Raw genomic sequence first — 17,858 nt, forward strand, 5'->3', positions numbered from 1 at the left:
CGCCGCTTTCAGCATAGTGTTTTGTGCAGCGCAAAAAAATCGGGAAGAAGCCCGAAACCGCCCGGCTTCTCGCGCGATTGCGTGAGCCCCTCCCTCCTGACGATGCAGATCCATCCATGATGCCACCCCTTCGCCCGGGACTGCGGGATTCCTCGGAATCCGAAGACGCCCGGATGGTGCGCCGCTGTCTGGTCGTGGCTCTGTTCGCCTCGATCTTCCTGCAGCGCTTCGCGATCCCCATCGGCGAGGATGGGCTGGCGATCAACCTGCTGGTGACCCTCCTGGTGCTGGGGGTGATGGCCGTCAGGGGCGTCTTCACCCTCGACCCGGTGCGGACCGTGGCCTTTTTCGCTCTGGCCACGGCCGTCTCGCTCAGCACCGCGCTGAACGCCGGCACCGCATCGCTGCCCTCGATGGTACTGATGCTGGTGATGTACGCCCCCTTCACCCTGGCGTTGAACGTCACCGACGGCGTGTTCAGGGGCTGCGTGAGCGCCTTCCAGAAGATGGTCCTGGTCTGCGCCGTCTGCGGCGTGGCGCAGTTCGTTGCGCAGTTCGCCATCGGCGCCGAGCACCTCTTCACCTTTCACGAATTCGTGCCCGAATCCTTCCTCCTGCCCAATTTCAACACCGCCAACCCGCTGACCTGGGATTCCCCCTACTACAAGAGCAACGGCTTCTTCCTGCTGGAGCCTTCGACCTTCTCCCAGTACCTGGCCATCGCCATCGTGCTGGAGCTGCTCTTCTACGGCGTGACCCTGCGGCTGCTGGCCTTTGGCATCGCCCTGCCCACCTCCTACTCCGGCACCGGACTGGTCCTGCTGCTGTTCGTGCTGCCCTGGCTGATGCTGCATCTGCGGGCCTACGGCGCCATCGTGGGCGGCCTCGCCTTCGTCGTCCTGGCCGTGGTCACCGGCAGCCTCTGGAACATCGACGTCCTGCTGAACCGGATCAACGAGTTCCAGTCGGAGGATTCGAGCGCCAATGCGCGCTTCATCGCCGGCGCCTGGCTGATCGGGGAATTCCTGCTCTCCTCGGCGCGGGATGTCATCTTCGGGCTCGGGCCGGGCTCCTACGCGCAGCACACGCCGCTCGTGGCCTATGAGGCCCATGATCCGGCCTGGGCGAAGATGCTGTTCGAATACGGGCTGATGGGCTCCGCCATCTTCTGGCCTTTCTTCTTCATCTCGCTGTTCAGCAACACGCCCTCGCGCTGGATCAGCGCCTCGCTGCTGATCGGCTACTTCACCTTCGGCGGCATGCTACTCGATCCCAGGCTGCAGATCATGATCCTGGTCTTCTGCGTCTGGCCGAAGCAGCCCTCGGCCCTGCCGGAGCGCGAGCGCCAAAGCTGGGTTCCCACCTTCAACAGCCGGCATGCCGCATGACCCTTCCCCTTCTCCCGCTCGGCCAGCGCAGCGGCCTGCAGGCTTCCGCCATCGGGCTGGGATGCAGCCGGCTGGGCTCCACCCTCGGCGGCTGCACCGGCGATGACGCGCTCCGCCTGCTGCGCCACGCCCTGGACGCCGGCGTCACCCTGTTCGACACGGCCAACATCTATGGCCAGGGCGAGAGCGAGCGGCTGCTCGGAGCCGCGCTGCAGGGGCGGCGGGACGGGGTCATCCTCGTCACCAAGGCGGGGCAGCGCTTCACCCCGGCGCAGCGCGCGGCGAGCCTGGTGAAGGCGCCGCTGCGCTTCCTGGCCGGGCATGTGCCCGCGCTGCGGGCGGCCATCGCCAGCCGCCGCGCCGGCGCCCTGCCGCGCGACGTCTCGCCGGCGCATCTGCAATCCTCGATCGAGGCCAGCCTGCGCCGGCTGCGCACCGATCGCATCGACCTCTTCCTGCTGCACAGCCCCACCGCGGCGATGGTGCGGGAAGGCGCCGCCTTCGCCATGCTCGACGGGCAGGTGAAGGCCGGCAAGCTGCGCGCCTGGGGCGTCTCCTGCGACGATGCGGAGACGGTGGAGGCCGCGCTGCGCATGCCCTCCGTGGCCGCGCTGCAGGTGCCGCTCGAGGTGGCCCGCTCGATGCGCCCGGCGCTCGACGCCGCCGCCAGCCAGGGCGTGGGCCTGATGCTGCGCGAGATCTTCGCCGGCCAGCCCGCCGCAGCCCCGGCACGGGCCGCCGCCATCGGCGAGGCCCTGGGCCACCGCAACGCCATCGCCCTGGTCGGCACCACCTCGACCGCGCATCTCGACGAGGCGCTGCGCCACGCCCGGCAAACCCTGGAGATTTCCGCGTGATCCTTGATGCGCTTTCCCTGGCCCCCGGCACGACGCTGGAAGCGGATCTCTGCATTGTCGGCGGCGGCGCCGCCGGGCTCTCGCTGGCCAGCGCGCTGGAGGATTCCGGCCTCTCGGTCCTGCTGCTGGAAGCCGGCGGCCGCAAATTCGATCCCAGGCAGCAGGACGGGCTGCAGGGCAGCGTGGCGCCCGGCTCCAGCCACTCGCCGCCGCACATGTACCGCCGCCGCGTGCTCGGCGGCGCGACGGCGATCTGGGGCGGCCGCTGCGTGCCCTTCGACCCCATCGACCTCGAGGCGCGGGACTGGGTGGAGAGGAGCGGCTGGCCGATCGGCTGGGACGACCTCGCCGCCTACTACCCGGCGGCGCAGGTGCATTGCGAGGCCGGCGCCTATGCCTATGACGTCGGCACCGCCCTGCCGGCGGGTGCGCCACCCACCATCGAGGGCTTCAGCGACCCGGACCTGATCGCCGACCGGCTGGAGCGCTTCAGCCGCCCGACCGATTTCGGCAAGTCCACCTTCGCCCGCCTCACCGCCGCGCGGCAGGTCCGCATCCTGCTCAACGCCCAGGCGCTGCGGCTGGTGACCGAAGGCGCGGCGGGCCAGGCCGGGCCGGTGCAGCGGCTGGAGGCCGCCAGCGCCCCGGGCCGTGGCCTCACCGTCCGCGCGCGGCGCTACGTGCTGGCCACGGGCGGGCTGGAAGTGCCGCGGCTGCTGATGGCCTCCGACGAGTCGCGCCGTGGCGGCCTCGGCAACGAGAGCGGCGCGCTGGGCCGCTACTACATGTGCCATGCCGAGAACACGCTGGGCCGGCTGCGCCTGACCCCCTCGAACCGGCCCGTGGCGCTGGATTTCGAGGTGACGGAGGACGGCACCTATGTCCGCCGCAAATTCGGCCTCTCCGCCGCGGCGCAGCGCCGCGAGGGGCTGCTGAACACCATCTTCCGGCTGCACTACCCGCTGATCGCGGACCCGGCGCATGGCAGCGGCGTGCTCTCCGCCATGTATCTGGTGAAGGACGCCATCCTGCCGGAATACCGGCGCAAGCTGGCCACCATCGAGATCGCCAACCGCGGCCGCATGGTGCGCGATTCGCGCTTCTGGCTGTCGCACATGGCCAATGTGGTGAAGGACAGCCCGGGCGTGCTGAAGTTCGGCCAGGCCTGGCTGCGCAAGCGCACCTTCGCCAGCCGCAAGCTGCCCTTCGTCGTCGTCCGCTCGCGCGACGGCAGCTACCCGCTCGACGTGAACGCCGAGCAGGTGCCGAATGCCGACAGCCGCGTGACCCTCACCGGGGAGCGGGATGCCTACGGCCTGCCGCGCCTGCAGGTGGACTGGCGCCTGCACCGGCAGGACATCGACAGCCTGGTGCGCAGCATGCGCGTGGCGCGCGACGCCTTCGCCCGCTCGGGCACCGCCACGCTGACGTTCGACGATGCCACCATCGAGGACGAGGTGCGCGCCTCCACCCCGGTGGGCGGCCACCATATCGGCACGGCGCGCATGGCCGAGTCGCCGCGCGACGGCGTGGTGGATGCTCATTGCGCGGTGCACGGCGTGCCCAATCTCTATGTGGCCAGCGCGGCGGTGTTCCCCACCAGCAGCCATGCCAACCCGACGCTGACGATCGTCGCCCTCGCCCTGCGTCTGGCCGACCACCTGAAGGCCTGCGCCGCGCGGGAGGCCGCCCCCGCCCCCAAGGCCGTCCCGGAGCTGACCTGATGACCCGTTGCCTCTGGCTCGCCCGCACCCTGCCCTTTCCGCTCACGGCCGGGGACCGCATCTACACCGCCAAGCTGGCCGGCGCGCTGGCCTCGGCAGGGGTCGAGATCACCTTCGCCGGCTTCGCGGGCGATGCGCCGGCGCAGGCCATCCCGGGCGTCACCTGGCATACCGTGCCCGGCGGCCCGCGTGGCCGGCTGCAGGCGCTGGCCAACCCGATGCCGCTGGTCGCCGCCCGCCACGACACCCCCGCCTACCGCGCGGCGCTGCGCGACCTCGCCGCCCAGGGCCCGTGGCAGGTGGTGGTGGTGGACCAGTACGGCATGGGCTGGGTGCTGCGGCACCGCCATCTGTTCGAGGCCGGCCGCCCCGCCTTCGTCTTCGTCACGCACGACCATGAGGAAAGCGTGACCAAGATGCAGTGGCAGGATGCCACGGCCAGCCTCGGCAAGCGCCTCTACCTTGGCCAGAACTACGTCAAGACCCGCTGGTTCGAGCGCTGGATCGCCCGCCGCAGCGATCTCGTCACCACCATCACCCAGCACGATGCCGAGCTGTTCGGCGCCAACGCGCCGGGTGTAGCCATGCTGCCGCTGGTGCCGGGCTATGACGGCGTGCGCGTGGCGAGCCGCGAGATCACCGCCGAGACGCCGCGCGCCGTTGTGCTGTTCGGCTCCTACCGCTGGAGCGCCAAGCAGGCCAACCTGCGCATCTTCCTCGAGCATGCGGACCCGGTGCTGTCCCGGGCGGGGATCGAGATCCGCGTCGTCGGCGACATGCCGGACGACCTGCGCCAGCAGCTGGAAGGCCGCTACAAGGCCGCCCGCTTCACCGGCTTCGTCGACGACCCGGCGCCGCACCTGGCCGGCGCGCGCATGGCCGTGCTGGCCGAGCCGATCGGCGGCGGCTTCAAGATGAAGCTGCTGGAATACGTGTTCAACCGCGTGCCCGTGGCGGCGCTCACCGCCTGCGCCAGCGGCCTGCCGGAGAGCGTGAGCAGCGAGATGCTGCTGGAGCCGGAGCTGGACGGGCTGATGCAGCGCGTCATCGCCGAGATCGACGACCTGCCGGCGCTGAACCGCCGCCAGGAGCACGCCTTCACCGCCGCCGAGCACGCCTTCGACTGGCGCGAGCGTGGCCGGATGCTGCGCGATGCCATCGCCGAGCGGCGCAGCGCGGCGGCGCGCGGCGCGGGAACGCCGAAGCCGGATTACGGGGCGCTGGAGAGCGCCCCGCAGCCCGGCAAGGCCTGAAGCCCCGCCATGGCATCCTCGCTTGCCGCGGCGCTGGCGCCGCTCGCGGCCCTCTCGGCGCGCCTGGGCGCGAACCGCGACCTGGTGCAGGGCGCGGGCGGCAACACCTCGCTGAAGCGCGGCGACAGGGAGCTGTGGGTGAAGGCCTCCGGCACCTGGCTTTCGGCCGCCGAGCGCCAGCCCATCTTCGTCGGGCTCGACCTGCCGGAGGTGCTGCGCCGCCTGAAGGCGGATGAGGCGGAGCCCGCCCTGCCGGCCCTGCTCGACCCCGCCGGCACGCTGCGCCCGTCCATCGAGACCACGCTGCATGCGCTGCTGCCGCACCGCGTGGTGCTGCATGTGCATTCGGTGAACGCCCTGGCCTTCGCCCCGCGCGCCGATGGCGAGGCGCTGGTGGCCGAGCGCCTTGGCGGCCTGCGCTGGGCCTGGATTCCCTACGCCAAGCCCGGCCTGCCGCTGACCCGCGCCGTGCAGGCCCGGCTCGGCGGGGCGCCGGACATCCTGGTGCTCGGCAATCACGGCCTGGTCGTGGGCGGCAGCAGCCCGGAGGAGGCGGCGGCGCGCCTCGACGCGGTGGAGCGGCGCCTCGCCACCCCCGCGCGCGCCGCGGCGCCGGCCGACCTGCCGCTGCTGGAGCGGCTGGCTGGCCTCTCGGGCGGCCGCTACCGCCCGGCGCAACTCACCGAGGCCCATGCGGCCGCGACCGACCCCGCGAGCTTCGGCATGGCCGCGCGCGGCGCGCTCTACCCGGATCACGTGGTCTTCCTCGGCCCCGCGCCGATCCCCACCCTCTCCGCCGCACAGGCCGCGGAATGGCTGCGCCAGCCGCCGGAGCCGGCCCCTGCCCTGCTGCTGGTGGCGGGCGCCGGTGCTCTGCTGCGCGCGGGTCTCGGCGCCGGCGCGGAGGAAATGGCCGCCTGCCTCGGCCTGGTTCTGCCGCGGCTCGACCCCGCGGCGCCGCTGACCGTGCTCAGCCCCGCGCAGGAGGCCGAGCTGCTCGACTGGGACGCCGAGAAATACCGGCAGTCGCTGAACACCGCCAAACCGTAGAATGGACCGCCAGAGCATGCAGATCGTCATCCCCATGTCCGGCTTCGGGGAGCGCTTCCGGCGCGCCGGCTATCCGGTGCCGAAGCCGCTCATCGAGGTGGATGGCAAGCCGATCATCGCCCATGTGCTCGACCTCTTCCCGGGCGAGACGGACGTCACCTTCATCTGCAACGCCGATCACCTGGCGGAGCCGGCCTACCGCATGGAGGAGATCCTGCGCGGCCTGTGCCCGGCGGGGCGCATCGTCAGCGTGGCGCCGCACAAGCTGGGGCCGGTGCACGCCGTGCTGCAGGCCGTGCCGCAGCTCGACCCGGCGAAGCCCACGGTGGTGAACTACTGCGACTTCACCTGCTTCTGGGACTGGCAGGACTTCAAGGCCTTCACCGCCGAGACGCGCTGCGCCGGCGCCATCCCCGCCTATCGCGGCTTCCACCCGCATTCGCTGGGCTCCACCTACTACGCCTATCTGCGGCACGAGCAGGGCTGGGTGCGCGACATCCAGGAGAAGCAGCCCTTCACCGACCGGCCGATGGAGGAATACGCCTCCTCCGGCACCTACTACTTCGCCAGCGCCGACCTGCTCCGCCGCTATTGCGAGGAGACGATGCGGCAGCAGATCCAGGTGAATGGCGAGTACTACGCCAGCCTGGTCTACAAGCCGATCCTGGCGGACGGGCTGCCGGTCGCGGTCTATGAGCTGCAGCACTTCATGCAGTGGGGCACGCCGGCCGACCTGGAGGAATACCAGCGCTGGTCCCGCGCCTTCGCCGCGCTGGCGGACGCCCCGGTGCCCCCCGCCCAGCCGGGCGCCGTGCTGGTGCCGATGGCCGGCGCCGGCCAGCGCTTCCGCGATGCCGGCTACGAGCAGCCCAAGCCGCTGATCGCCGTCTCCGGCCGCCCGATGGCGGTGCAGGCGGCGCTCGACCTGCCGGAGGCGCCGCGCCGGCGCTTCATCCTGCGCCGCGACCTGCCCTTCCTGGAGGCCGTCACCGCCGCCCTGGCCGAGGGTGTCGCCGGGGCCGAGACGGTGCTGCTGGAGAAGCTGACCGAGGGCCAGGCCAGCACCTGCCTCGCCGGCATGGAGGGGCTGGACCTCGACGCGCCGCTCACCATCGGCGCCTGCGACAATGGCGTGCTGTTCGATGCCGGGCGCTTCTCCGCGCTGATGGCCGAAGGCGGGCCGGATGTGCTGGTCTGGGGCGTGCGCGGCCATCCCGCCGCGCGGCGCCGCCCGCAATCCTATGGCTGGATCGACGCCGACGGGGCGGGCCGCATCCGCCGCGTGGCGGTGAAGGAGCCGCTGGCCGACCCCGCGGCCGACCCCATCGTCATCGGCGCCTTCACCTTCCGCCGGGCGCGCGACTTCGTGGCGGCGGCGGAGCGCATGATCGCCCGGCAGGCGCGGGTGAACGGCGAGTTCTACATCGACACCTGCATCAACGACGCGGTGGAGCTGGGCCTGGCCTGCGCGCTGTTCGAGGTGGAGCACTACCTGGGCTGGGGCACGCCGGACGAGCTGCGCAGCTTCGCCTACTGGCAGTCCTGCTTCCACAAATGGCCGCAGCACCCCTACCGGCTGGAGCGCGACCGCCGCGTGCCGCCCGCCGCCGTGCCGGAACTCGAGGCCGCCTACGCCGCCCCCGAGCCGCCACGCCCCGACCCCGTGCAGGCGCCCGAATGGTCGCCGCCGCGCCAGCCCGCCCCGCAGACGGAGGACCGCGCATGATCCTGATCGCCCATCGCCGCAACACGCCCGAACAACTCGCCGCGACGCCGGTGGATCTGGGCGTGGAGGTGGACATCCGCAGCCAGGGCGACCGGCTGATCATCCACCACGACCCCTTCGTGGCCGATGCCCCGGACTTCGAGGAATGGCTGGCCGGCTACCGGCACGGCACGCTGATCCTCAACGTCAAGGAGGAGGGGCTGGAGGACCGGCTGCTGGCCCTGATGGCCGCGCGCGGCATCGAGGACTTCTTCTTCCTCGACCAGTCCTTCCCCTTCCTCATCCGCACCGCCCGCCGCGGCGAGCGGCGCTGCGCCGTGCGCGTCTCCGAGTTCGAGACGGTGGAGACCGCGCTGAGCCTGGCCGGCAAGGTGGAGTGGGTGTGGGTGGACTGCTTCACCCGCTTCCCCCTCTCGGGCGCGGAGGCGGCGCGGCTGCGGGATGCCGGCATGAAGCTCTGCCTCGTCTCGCCGGAACTGCAGGGCCGCACCGACCCGGCCGAGATCGCCGCCATGCGCGCCCTGCTGGCGCGGGAAGGCATCGTCGCCCACGCCGTCTGCACGAAAGCACCCGAGCTTTGGCGCTGATACCGATCGACCTGCGGACCGACCGGTGGTTCCTGCTGGGCCTTGCCCTGCGCATCGCGGCGATCGTGCTGCTGGTGCCGGAGGTCCAGGCCCACTGGTTCACGCCGTTCATGGCGCAGACGCTGGCCGCGCCGAGCCTGGACCCCTGGACCAGCTTCCTGCTTCAGGATGGCCGGACGCCGGATTTCTTCTACGGCCCGGTCATGTACCTGTACCATGCGCCGTTCCTGCTACCGGGCATGCTGGCGGACCGCCTGGCCGAGAGCGGCACGATCTTCACGGGCATGGCCATGGGCGTCAGCCTGCTGGTCGCCGACCTCGCCCTGCTGCTGGTGCTGCGGCGGATGAACGAGGGGCATGACGAGCGTGTCCTGCTGTTCTACTGGCTCTCGCCGCTGGTGCTGTTCATCACCTACTGGCATGGCGACACGGACCTGGTGCCGACCCTGCTGCTGGCCCTCTCCCTGCTGCTGCTGCAGCGCAATTCGCCGGTCTGGGCTGGGGTGGTGCTGGGGCTCGGCATCGGCGCCAAGGTCAGCATCCTCGCCGTCGTTCCCTTCCTGGTGATCTTCCTGTGGAGCCACCGCCGGCATCGCGACACGCTGCCGGGCTTCCTGCTGGCCTGCATGGGGGTGGCGCTGCTGCTGCTGGTGCCGCCGCTGCTCTTCTCCCCGGCCGTGCAGCAGATGCTGGCGAGCAACCCGCGCCTGCTGGTGGCCAATCCGGGCATGGTCTCCATCCTGGACGTGGACATCGTGCTGGGCGCCGGCCAGAAGCTCTACATCATGCCGGTCGTCTACCTGCTGGGCCTGTACGGTGCCTGGAAGGTGGGGCGGATGAGCTTCGACCTGCTCTACACCGTGCTGGGCGTGGCCTATCTGGTGGTGCTGCTGCTCACCCCCTCGGCGGTCGGCTGGTATCTCTGGATCATCCCCTTCCTGGTCACCTTCCAGCTGCGCGCCGGCCCGCGCGCCAGCGGGCTGGTGATGGCCTTCACCGTGGTCCTCATCGCCGCCAAGTCGCTCATCACCGCGGCGCCGGCCGTGCCGCTGCTCGGCCTGCCGCTGGGCTGGCTGAGCCTGCTGCCGGAGGACATGATGTCCGCGCTGCGGCTCAACTCGATCATGGTCTCCGTGCTGATGGGGCTCGGCATCGTGCTGGCCCTGACCATGCTGCGGCGCGGCCTGGACGAGAACGACTTCTTCGGCCTCTCGCAGCGCCCGCTGGCCATCGGCATCGCCGGCGACAGCGGCACCGGCAAGGACACGCTGGCGCTGGCCATGGCCGGGCTGTTCGGCGAGGGCGCCGTCACCGGCATCTCGGGGGATGACTACCACCTGTTCGAGCGGCGGGGGAAGCTGTGGCAGGCCTTCACCCATCTCGACCCCCGCGCCAACGACCTCGAGGCCTTCACGCGGGACGCGCTCTCGCTGCTCGCCTGGCGGCCAATCATGTGCCGCCACTACGACCACGCGACGGGGCTGTTCACGCCGCCCCGCCGCATCCAGGCCAGCGATGTGGCGATGGTCACCGGGCTGCACGCCCTCTACCCGCCCGCCCTGCGCGAATGCCTCGATGTCGGGCTCTACCTCGACATGGACGAGGGGCTGCGCCGCTTCTTCAAGATCCGGCGCGATGTCGGCCAGCGCGGCCACAGCCTGGAGCGGGTGCTCGCCTCCATCGAGCGACGGATGCCGGACTACCAGGCCTTCATCCGCCCCCAGCGCGAGCACGCGGATGTGGTGTTCTCGCTGATGCCGGCCGACCCCGTGCTGCTGGAGGACATCAACTACACCGGCCCGATGCCGCTGAAGCTGCGCGTGCGGATGCGCAGCGCCATCAGCCTGGACCGCCTGGCGCGGCTGCTGATCGCGCTGTGCGGCGCCCAGGTGGACGTGACCCAGGCCGGCGCCAACACGATGGCCGAGCTGGTGATCGACGGCAGCGACGTGCAGCCGGAGGACATCCACTTCACCGCGCTGCAGCTCGTGCCGCACCTGGAGGAGCTGCTGGCGCGGCACCCGGTGTGGCAGCCGGGCATGACGGGCATCATGCAGCTCATCGTGCTGCTGCAGCTGGCCGAGCTGACGCCGAAGCGGCGCTGAGGACAAGACCGATGAAGATCCTGAACGCTGAGGCCCTGCGCGAGAAGCCCCGCGCCATCCTCTTCGACCTCGACGACACGCTCTACGAGTATGCCGGCCCGCACGAGCGCGCCATGGCGGCGGTGCGCTCCAAGGTCGAGCGGTCGCTCAAGGTGGTGCCGGCGCAGTTCAACAGCGCCTTCCGCCTGGCCCGCGAGGAGGTGAAGAAGACGCTGGGCGCCACGGCCAGCTCGCACAACCGCCTGCTCTACTTCCAGCGCATGATCGAGCTGCTGGGCCTGAACAGCCAGCCGGCGATCGCGCTGGACCTGGAGCAGACCTACTGGCGCACGCTGATGACGACGGCGCGGCTCTACCCTGGCGCGGAGGAGACGCTGATCGAGCTGCGCGCCGCCGGGCTGCCGCTGGCGCTGGTGACCGACCTGACGGCGCAGATCCAGTTCCGCAAGCTCGTCTATTTCGGCATCGACCGCTACTTCGACAGCATCGTCACCTCGGAGGAGGCGGGCGTCGACAAGGTCGGGCTGAAGCCCTTCGAGATCGCCGCCGCCAAGCTGGAGCTGCAGCCGGGCGACCGGGTCTGGTTCATCGGCGACGCGGAGTGCGACGTGGTGGCCAGCAAGAAGGTGCTGAACGCCGCCACCTTCCAGAAGCTGCACCCCGGCGCCAGCGCGCCGCGGATCCATGAGGGCGTGGACGGCACCTTCCACGCCTTCGCCGATTTCCGCGACTGGGCGCGCGGCATCATCGCCTCAGCCTGAACAGGGGCGGCTCCCCCAGGCCGCGCCGCACCAACCGGAAAGCTGATGCCATGACAGAATTCGTCGTCTCGGGCCGGGAAGACCTGTACCGCCTCAAGGGGATGCGCGGCCTCTCCCGCGTCGTCATCCACACCCAGCGGCTGGTCTACCGCAACCTGCTGATGCATGCGCTGAAATACGGGGTCTGGGCGCTGGAGCCGGGCGGCACGCTGCTGGTGCGCGACCGCTCGCCCAATGTCTTCGACCTCTGGCCGCGCTTCGTCTCCTTCAAGCTGATCCGGCAATGGACCTACAAGGCGCTGGCGCAGGATGCGGCGCCGGTGCGGCTCGACACGGCCGCGGGCGAGATCGAGATGGTGCGCACGCGGCCCCTCACCCCGGCCGGCTGGGGCGCGGGCGTGGTCTTCTCCGGCCAGGAGGCGGAGCTGCCGCGCCTGCGCGCCTGCCTCGATTCGCTGCTGCGCCAGCCGGAGCTGCTGCCGGAGAATGGCGGGGAGATCATGGTGAGCGGCCCCGCCGGCGCGGCGGGCTGCCTGGAGGGCTACCCCCAGGTGCGCTACCACGTGCACGACCTGCCGCCCGGCCCGCGGGTGATGATCTGCCAGAAGAAGAACGCGCTGATCCGCGCCCTGCGCGGCCCGCGCGTGGCCATCATGCACAGCCGCATCACCCTGGCGCCCGACACGCTGCGGCATGTGCCGGAGGAGTTCGAGATCATCACGCCGCGCGTGCTGTCGCAGGGCGCGGGGGGGATGGAGGACTATCTCTCCCTCGGCGTGCATGACAGCGGCATGGCCGGCTACGCGCCGCGGCTGACGCCCTCCAGCCTGCGCCGCGGCACGCCGGAGCAGTATCTGGACCTCTACGACCAGGGCTACCCCTATGTCGATGGCGGTCTCTTCATGGTGCGCAAGGACGTGCACGCGCGCTGCCCGCTGAACGACGACATCGCCTGGGACGAGGCCGAGGACCTGGAGTGGTGCAACCGCGCCCTGGCGGCGGGCCTGCTGATCGACCTCGCGCCCGGGGCCTCGGCCGTCTCGGAGGTGAGCAAGCTGCGCTCGCTGCCGCTGCCGCCGCGGGTGATGCGCTGGGTGCGCGACGCCAAGTTCACCGCCTTCGCCGGCCGGCACCGGCTGCGCGACCAGGCCGAGCGCTGGATGGGCCGCCGCTGATGCTGCGCAGCGCGGCGGTGCGCAAGTCGCTCACCTTCTTCCTGCTGAAATCCGCCAACACGGCGCTGGCCACGCTGTGGAGCTTCCTGCTGGCCTACAGCCTGGTGCGAATCGTGGGGCTGGAGAACTACGCCTTCTTCGCCACGGTCATCGCCTTCGCCTCGCTGATCCTTCAGGCCGATCTCGGCATCTCCATCCGCCTCTTCGGCCGCATGCGGCAGGATTTCCTGCATCCCGGCCAGGCCTCGCGCGAGGATCTGGGCAGCGCCGCCATGGCCGCGCTGTGGTCCTACGCTGCGCTGGCGGTTCTCGCCACGCTGCTCTTCGGCCTGGCCGTCTGGGCCGCCGGGCTTGGGGTGGAGGCCTACCGGCCGGTCTATGTGCTGCTCTTCCTCGGCTCCGCCCTGCCGCTGCCCTGGATGATCCTGCGCGTCACCGCCAATGCCTTCGACGCCTATGTGATGACGGAGGCGATCGACTTCATCCGCCGCTCGGCACTGTTCGGCCTGACCCTGGCGCTGCTGGCGGGGCTGCCGCTGATGGCCTACTCGCTGGCCTTCGTGGCGCTGTGGCTGGCGGGGCTTGCGGTGCTGTTCGCGCTGGCGCGGCGGCGCGTGCCGCTGCTGGCGCAGCAGGGCCTGCGCGCGCGGCGCGGCTTCTCCGTGCTGCGGCAGGACCTGCGCGGCATCGCCGCCTCGGCGCAGCTCTCCATCTCCGAGTTCCTGATCTACATCTTCCCCTACTACGCCATCCCGCTGATGCACCGGGACGCGCTGGCCCTCGTCGCCTTCGACATGTTCTACAAGGTGACGCGCTTCGCCACGACCGCCTACCTCACCGTCTCGGAGACGCTGCTTCCGCACCAGACCCGTGCCTGGCACGCGGGGGACAGGGCGGGGCTGTGGCGTACGCTGCGGCTCGCCTTCCTGCTCGGCCTGGTGCCGATGCTGGGCGGCGCGGGTGTCATCGGCCTGTTCGGCGAGCAGTTCTTCGGCCTGCTGCTCGGTCAGGCGGGCGTGGTCACGCCGGCGGTCCGGGCGGCCATCTGCGTCATGCTGGTGCTGATGCTGGTGCAGACCCTCTGCGGCGCCTTCCTGGCGGCCACCGGGTTCCTGGCGCCGCTGGCCCGCCGGGCCTCGCTCACCCTGGCCGCCATGCTCGGCTTCGCGGTGCTCACGGCGCAGCAGGGCTGGCCGGTGGAGGTGTTCATCGGCGGCTATGTGGCGCTGTATGGCTGCGAGGCGCTTTCCTACCTGGTGCTGATGATCCGCACCATTCGGCGCCAGGAGCAGGGCTCCTCGCCCGCGGGATCCCCCATAGGGGTCTGAGGAATCCCGCGGCCCGAGGGTCACGCCACGGGGAAGAGCCTGTCCTGCTCCGCCCGCAGCGTGTCGATGAGGCGACCTGGGGGGATCTCCACATCGTCGTAGGTGAGCACGGCATCCTTGGCGATGTCGCGCTTCAGCCGGCAACCCTGGGCCAGGCCCATGGGCAGCAGCGTCTCCCGGCGCGAGATCTCGTAGGTCTCGCACTGGCCGTAGGTCATGTAGCCGCCGAGCGCGTCGATCTCCTCGCCCGCCTTCAGGTCCTTCTTGGCGGTCGCCACGACCTCGACGCGCGGGCCGTCGATCGGCTGCAGCACGGCATCGTTGCACAGCACCACGCGGGCCACCGAGATCGGGATCTCGAAATGGCAGAGGTGGTACGGGGTGTAGAAGCTGTAGAGCGGGCCGGTGCCCAGCTTGTACAGGTTCAGGTAGTGCTGCTGCTTCGGGTCGTCATGCGTGGCCAGCACGTAGATGCCGGGGCCGGGCTTGCTGCCGACCACGTAGTCGACGATGCCGCCCTTCTCCTTCAGCATGTCCACGTCGTAGAGCTGGGTCAGCTCGTCGACATGGCCGCGGTGGTCGCGCCCGATCATGCCGCGCTGGTTCACCGTCATGCCCGTGGCATTGGCGACGATGGCCTGCTCGAAGCTGATCTTGGTGCCGTCGGCGAAGCTGGTCACCATGTAGGGGTCCTGCCCCCACTGCTTGGCGAAGCCTTCCTGCGTCGTCGGGTTGCGATAGGGGTCCTGCAGGCCCTTGATGTTCCCGCAGACCAGCGGCGTCAGCCCGATCGACTTGACGAAGCGGAACAGGTTCATCTGCACGCCGGGCTGGTCGCCATCGGCGCCGGTGAAGATGATGCCGGCGGCGTCCGCCTTCTTCTTCAGCAGCGGGCCGACCGTGCCGTCCAGCTCGGCGTTCATCGAGACCATGTGCTTGCGGTTCTCGATCGCCGCCATGGTCACCATGGAGCCGTACTCGATGGCACCCGTCGCATCCACCAGGCATTCCAGCGCCGGCGAGCGGCAGAGCAGCAGCGGATCGCTGGTGATGGCGGCGCGGCCCTGGGCGATCGCCTCGGCCAGCGCGGCATCCGTCTCCACCACCGCGATATCGGTCACGCCGGCGATCTCGAAGGCCTGCCGGGCGCGCTCGATGTTGCGGTTGCAGATCACCGCCAGCTCCATGCCGGGCACGGAGTTGACGATCTGGTTGGTGATGCCCTTGGCCATGAAGCCGGCGCCGAACATGCCGACGCGAACCGGCTTGCCTTCCGCCGCGCGGGCCTTCAGCAGCGTGTCATAGATCATGATGCGTCTCCGGCCGGCTCAGCGCACGCCGCGCAGTTGCTCGACGGCATGGAACTCGGCGTCGAAAAGCGGCCAGCTGCGATCCTTCTCCGAGACCAGCTCGGGCTGGATCGGCCAGTCGATGCCGAGATGCGGGTCATCGTAGCGCAGGCCGCGCTCGCCGCCGGGCATGTAGGCATCGCTGACCATGTAGAAGGCCTCGGTGTCGTCCCGCAGCGTGACGAAGCCGTGCGCGAAGCCGCGCGGCACGTACAGCATCTTGCGGTTCTCGTCGTTCAGCTCGATGCCGAAATGCTTGCCGTAGCTGGCGGAATCCGGCCGCATGTCGACGATGACGTCGTAGAGCGCGCCACGCAGGCAGCGCACCAGCTTCACCTCCGCCGCGGGCGGCAGCTGGTAATGCATGCCGCGCAGCGTCCCCTTGCGGGGGTTGAAGGAGTTGTTGACCTGCGCGTAGCGGCTGACGAGGCCGGCTTCGGCGAATTCCTGCTCACAGAAGGCGCGGGCGAAGAAGCCGCGCTCATCGGCGCGCGGCTCCATCTCGATCACATACGCGTCCTGGAGCGGGGTCTTGTGGAACTTCATGCCACCGCCTTCTGCGGTTCGAGGTTGTTGTCCACCGTGCCGGAGGCGATCAGCTTCTCCAGCGTCACCAGGCGGATCGCGCCCGACTTCCGGTAGTTCCGGTCGGCGAAGCCCTGCGCCTTCAGCTCATCGCGCAGCTCGGCGATGGCGCCGTCGAGCGTCTCCTGCGGCTGGTGCTCCGGCGCCAGCCTGGCGAAGAGCGAGAAATCCACCTTGTAGGAACGCTTGTCCGGCGGCGCCGAGGTGGCGATGGACACCGTGGCCTCCGGCATGGCACGGCCCACCGCCTCGGCCAGGTCGCGCACCTGGTAGTTCCAGCGCTCGGTGCCGACATTGACGGTGAGGAAGTTGCCGCCATTCTCCGGCGCGCGGATGATCGCCCACTCGATGGCGCGCGCCATGTCGCGGACATGGATCAGCGGCCGCCAGGGCGTGCCGTCGCTGAGCACGCTCACCTCGCCATTGGCCAGGGCGCCGGCGACGAAGTCGTTCAGCACCAGGTCGAGGCGCAGGCGCGGCGACATGCCGCAGGCCGTCGCGAAGCGCAGGCAGGAGACCACCATGCCGCTGTTGTCGAGCGCGCGCAGCGAGGTCTCGGTGTCGATCTTGGAGCGCGCATAGGCGGTCAGCGGGTTGAGCTGATCCTCCTCGACGCGGGCGCGGCCATCGGCGGCGAAGCCGTAGACGCTGCAGCTTGAGGCGAAGACGAAGCGCTTGACCCCCGCCTCGGCCGCGGCCTTGGCGACATCGACGCTGGCGCGATGGTTGATCGCGTCCGTCACCGCCTCGAAGCGCTGGCCCATCGGGTCGTTCGAGATGGCGGCCAGGTGCACCACCGCGTCGAAGCCGCGCAGCTCCTCGACGCCGATCTCGCGCACGTCGCCGAACTTCTGCTCGTCCAGCAGGGTCTCGGGCAGCGGGTCGTTCGTGGTCAGGCAGTGGCCGAACCAGCCGCGGTCGTAGCCGACCAGATGCGCCTGCGGGAACACCTGGCGCAGGTGGCGGACGACGACGGGGCCGACATAGCCCATATTACCGGTAATCAGGATACGCATGGTTTCAGCACCCCCAAACGCGCCACGGCGCCTTGCCGGAAGTCCACAGCCCCTCGAGATGGCTCCGGTCGCGGATGGTGTCCATCGGATGCCAGAAGCCGTGGTGCTGGTAGACCGTCATCTGCCCATCGGCGCAGAGGCGCTCGATCGGCTGGTCTTCCCAGACGGTGGAATCGCCCTCGATATAGTCGCCGACCTTCGGGCTGAGCACGAAGAAGCCGCCATTGATCCAGCCGCCATCGCCCTGGATCTTCTCCTTGAAGGCGGTGACCTGCTTGCCCTCGATCTGCAGCGCGCCGAAGCGGCCGGCAGGCTGGGTCGCGGTCATCGTCGCCAGCCGGCCTTCCGCCTTGTGCAGGGCGATGGTGGCCGTGATGTCGATGTTGCCGACGCCGTCGCCATAGGTGAGGCAGAAAGCTTCCTCATCCTTCAGGTAGGGCATGACACGCTTGATGCGGCCGCCCGTCATGCTGTCCTCGCCCGTGTCCACCAGCGTCACGCGCCAGTTCTCGGCGCGGGCGTTGTGGACCTCCATGGTGTTCTTTTCCAGATCGAACGTGACGTCCGACATGTACATGAAGTAGTTTTTAAAATATTCTTTGATGACATTCCCGCGATATCCCAGGCACACAACAAAATCGTTGATGCCATGGGCGCTGTATATTTTCATGATGTGCCAAAGGATAGGCCGGCCGCCGATCTCAACCATGGGCTTCGGGCGGACCGAGGTTTCCTCGGCAAGGCGGGTTCCCAGTCCACCGGCCAAGATGACTGCCTTCATATCTCAGAACCCTCGCTGCTGGGGCGGCATTTGAAAATCCCGGGACGATTTGTCCCAAGACATAGCCTCAGTGTGATTTATGAGACCGAGTTTGCATAGAGAGAACGAACATCACCAAATAGTCAGTACGAGATTGTTATTTTAATACCGAAACAACCTCTCCTTGTCCTGCG

The 17,858-nt window shown here is 69.9% G+C and carries 15 protein-coding genes; 11 read left to right on the forward strand and 4 right to left on the reverse strand.

Features of this window, described 5'->3' with window-relative positions; genetic code table 11:
* Window positions 1-173: 173 nt before the first annotated feature.
* From CR165_RS11330 to CR165_RS25015, 11 genes are read left to right on the forward strand one after another with little or no spacing between them, the layout of a single operon-like run.
* Window positions 174-1,388 carry a hypothetical protein gene (locus CR165_RS11330; RefSeq protein WP_109517101.1) on the forward strand — a complete coding sequence of 405 codons (1,215 nt, stop codon included), beginning with the start codon at window positions 174-176 and terminating at the stop codon, window positions 1,386-1,388.
* The gene (locus CR165_RS11335) at window positions 1,385-2,245 is read left to right on the forward strand and encodes an aldo/keto reductase (protein WP_109517102.1); all 861 of its coding nucleotides are present in this window, start codon (window positions 1,385-1,387) and stop codon (window positions 2,243-2,245) included. Before CR165_RS11330 ends, CR165_RS11335 begins: the two co-directional genes overlap by 4 nt.
* Window positions 2,242-3,969, forward strand: coding sequence for a GMC oxidoreductase (locus CR165_RS11340; protein WP_109517103.1), 1,728 nt, complete (start codon window positions 2,242-2,244; stop codon window positions 3,967-3,969). The genes CR165_RS11335 and CR165_RS11340 overlap by 4 nt, the downstream gene beginning before the upstream one ends.
* Window positions 3,969-5,222 (forward strand): glycosyltransferase, encoded by a 1,254-nt coding sequence (locus tag CR165_RS11345; protein WP_109517104.1) that lies wholly within the window; start codon window positions 3,969-3,971, stop codon window positions 5,220-5,222. The genes CR165_RS11340 and CR165_RS11345 overlap by 1 nt, the downstream gene beginning before the upstream one ends.
* 9 nt (window positions 5,223-5,231) lie before the next feature.
* Window positions 5,232-6,272, forward strand: a complete 1,041-nt coding sequence (locus CR165_RS11350) for a class II aldolase/adducin family protein (RefSeq protein ID WP_109517105.1) — start codon at window positions 5,232-5,234, stop codon at window positions 6,270-6,272.
* A gap of 1 nt (window position 6,273) precedes the next feature.
* Window positions 6,274-7,998, forward strand: a complete 1,725-nt coding sequence (locus CR165_RS11355) for an NTP transferase domain-containing protein (RefSeq protein WP_245906349.1) — start codon at window positions 6,274-6,276, stop codon at window positions 7,996-7,998.
* Window positions 7,995-8,585 (forward strand): phosphatidylinositol-specific phospholipase C/glycerophosphodiester phosphodiesterase family protein, encoded by a 591-nt coding sequence (locus tag CR165_RS11360; protein WP_109517106.1) that lies wholly within the window; start codon window positions 7,995-7,997, stop codon window positions 8,583-8,585. Before CR165_RS11355 ends, CR165_RS11360 begins: the two co-directional genes overlap by 4 nt.
* Window positions 8,576-10,690, forward strand: coding sequence for a glycosyltransferase 87 family protein (locus CR165_RS11365; protein ID WP_109517107.1), 2,115 nt, complete (start codon window positions 8,576-8,578; stop codon window positions 10,688-10,690). The genes CR165_RS11360 and CR165_RS11365 overlap by 10 nt, the downstream gene beginning before the upstream one ends.
* 11 nt (window positions 10,691-10,701) lie before the next feature.
* Window positions 10,702-11,451 (forward strand): HAD family hydrolase, encoded by a 750-nt coding sequence (locus CR165_RS11370; protein ID WP_109517108.1) that lies wholly within the window; start codon window positions 10,702-10,704, stop codon window positions 11,449-11,451.
* Between the two features lie 50 nt (window positions 11,452-11,501).
* Window positions 11,502-12,626 carry a glycosyltransferase family 2 protein gene (locus tag CR165_RS11375; RefSeq protein ID WP_109517109.1) on the forward strand — a complete coding sequence of 375 codons (1,125 nt, stop codon included), beginning with the start codon at window positions 11,502-11,504 and terminating at the stop codon, window positions 12,624-12,626.
* Window positions 12,626-13,954 (forward strand): hypothetical protein, encoded by a 1,329-nt coding sequence (locus CR165_RS25015; protein ID WP_181378110.1) that lies wholly within the window; start codon window positions 12,626-12,628, stop codon window positions 13,952-13,954. Before CR165_RS11375 ends, CR165_RS25015 begins: the two co-directional genes overlap by 1 nt.
* A 20-nt stretch (window positions 13,955-13,974) precedes the next feature.
* Here the strand turns inward: CR165_RS25015 and CR165_RS11385 are convergent, their stop codons facing one another.
* Genes CR165_RS11385 through rfbF form a run of 4 tightly spaced genes read right to left on the reverse strand, consistent with a single transcriptional unit; the run spans window position 13,975 to window position 17,685 of the window.
* A complete protein-coding gene (locus tag CR165_RS11385) occupies window positions 13,975-15,264 on the reverse strand; it encodes an NAD(P)H-dependent oxidoreductase (protein ID WP_181378111.1) in 1,290 nt (429 codons plus the stop codon).
* Window positions 15,265-15,282: 18 nt separating this feature from the next.
* Window positions 15,283-15,849 (reverse strand): dTDP-4-dehydrorhamnose 3,5-epimerase, encoded by a 567-nt coding sequence (gene rfbC / locus CR165_RS11390; RefSeq protein ID WP_109517111.1) that lies wholly within the window; start codon window positions 15,847-15,849, stop codon window positions 15,283-15,285.
* Window positions 15,846-16,904 carry an NAD-dependent epimerase/dehydratase family protein gene (locus CR165_RS11395; RefSeq protein WP_109517112.1) on the reverse strand — a complete coding sequence of 353 codons (1,059 nt, stop codon included), beginning with the start codon at window positions 16,902-16,904 and terminating at the stop codon, window positions 15,846-15,848. The genes rfbC and CR165_RS11395 overlap by 4 nt, the downstream gene beginning before the upstream one ends.
* 4 nt (window positions 16,905-16,908) lie before the next feature.
* The gene (rfbF, locus tag CR165_RS11400; protein ID WP_109517113.1) at window positions 16,909-17,685 is read right to left on the reverse strand and encodes a glucose-1-phosphate cytidylyltransferase; all 777 of its coding nucleotides are present in this window, start codon (window positions 17,683-17,685) and stop codon (window positions 16,909-16,911) included.
* Window positions 17,686-17,858: the final 173 nt, after the last annotated feature.

The sequence above is a fragment of the Teichococcus aestuarii genome (assembly GCF_003116135.1).
GTDB lineage: Bacteria > Pseudomonadota > Alphaproteobacteria > Acetobacterales > Acetobacteraceae > Pseudoroseomonas > Pseudoroseomonas aestuarii.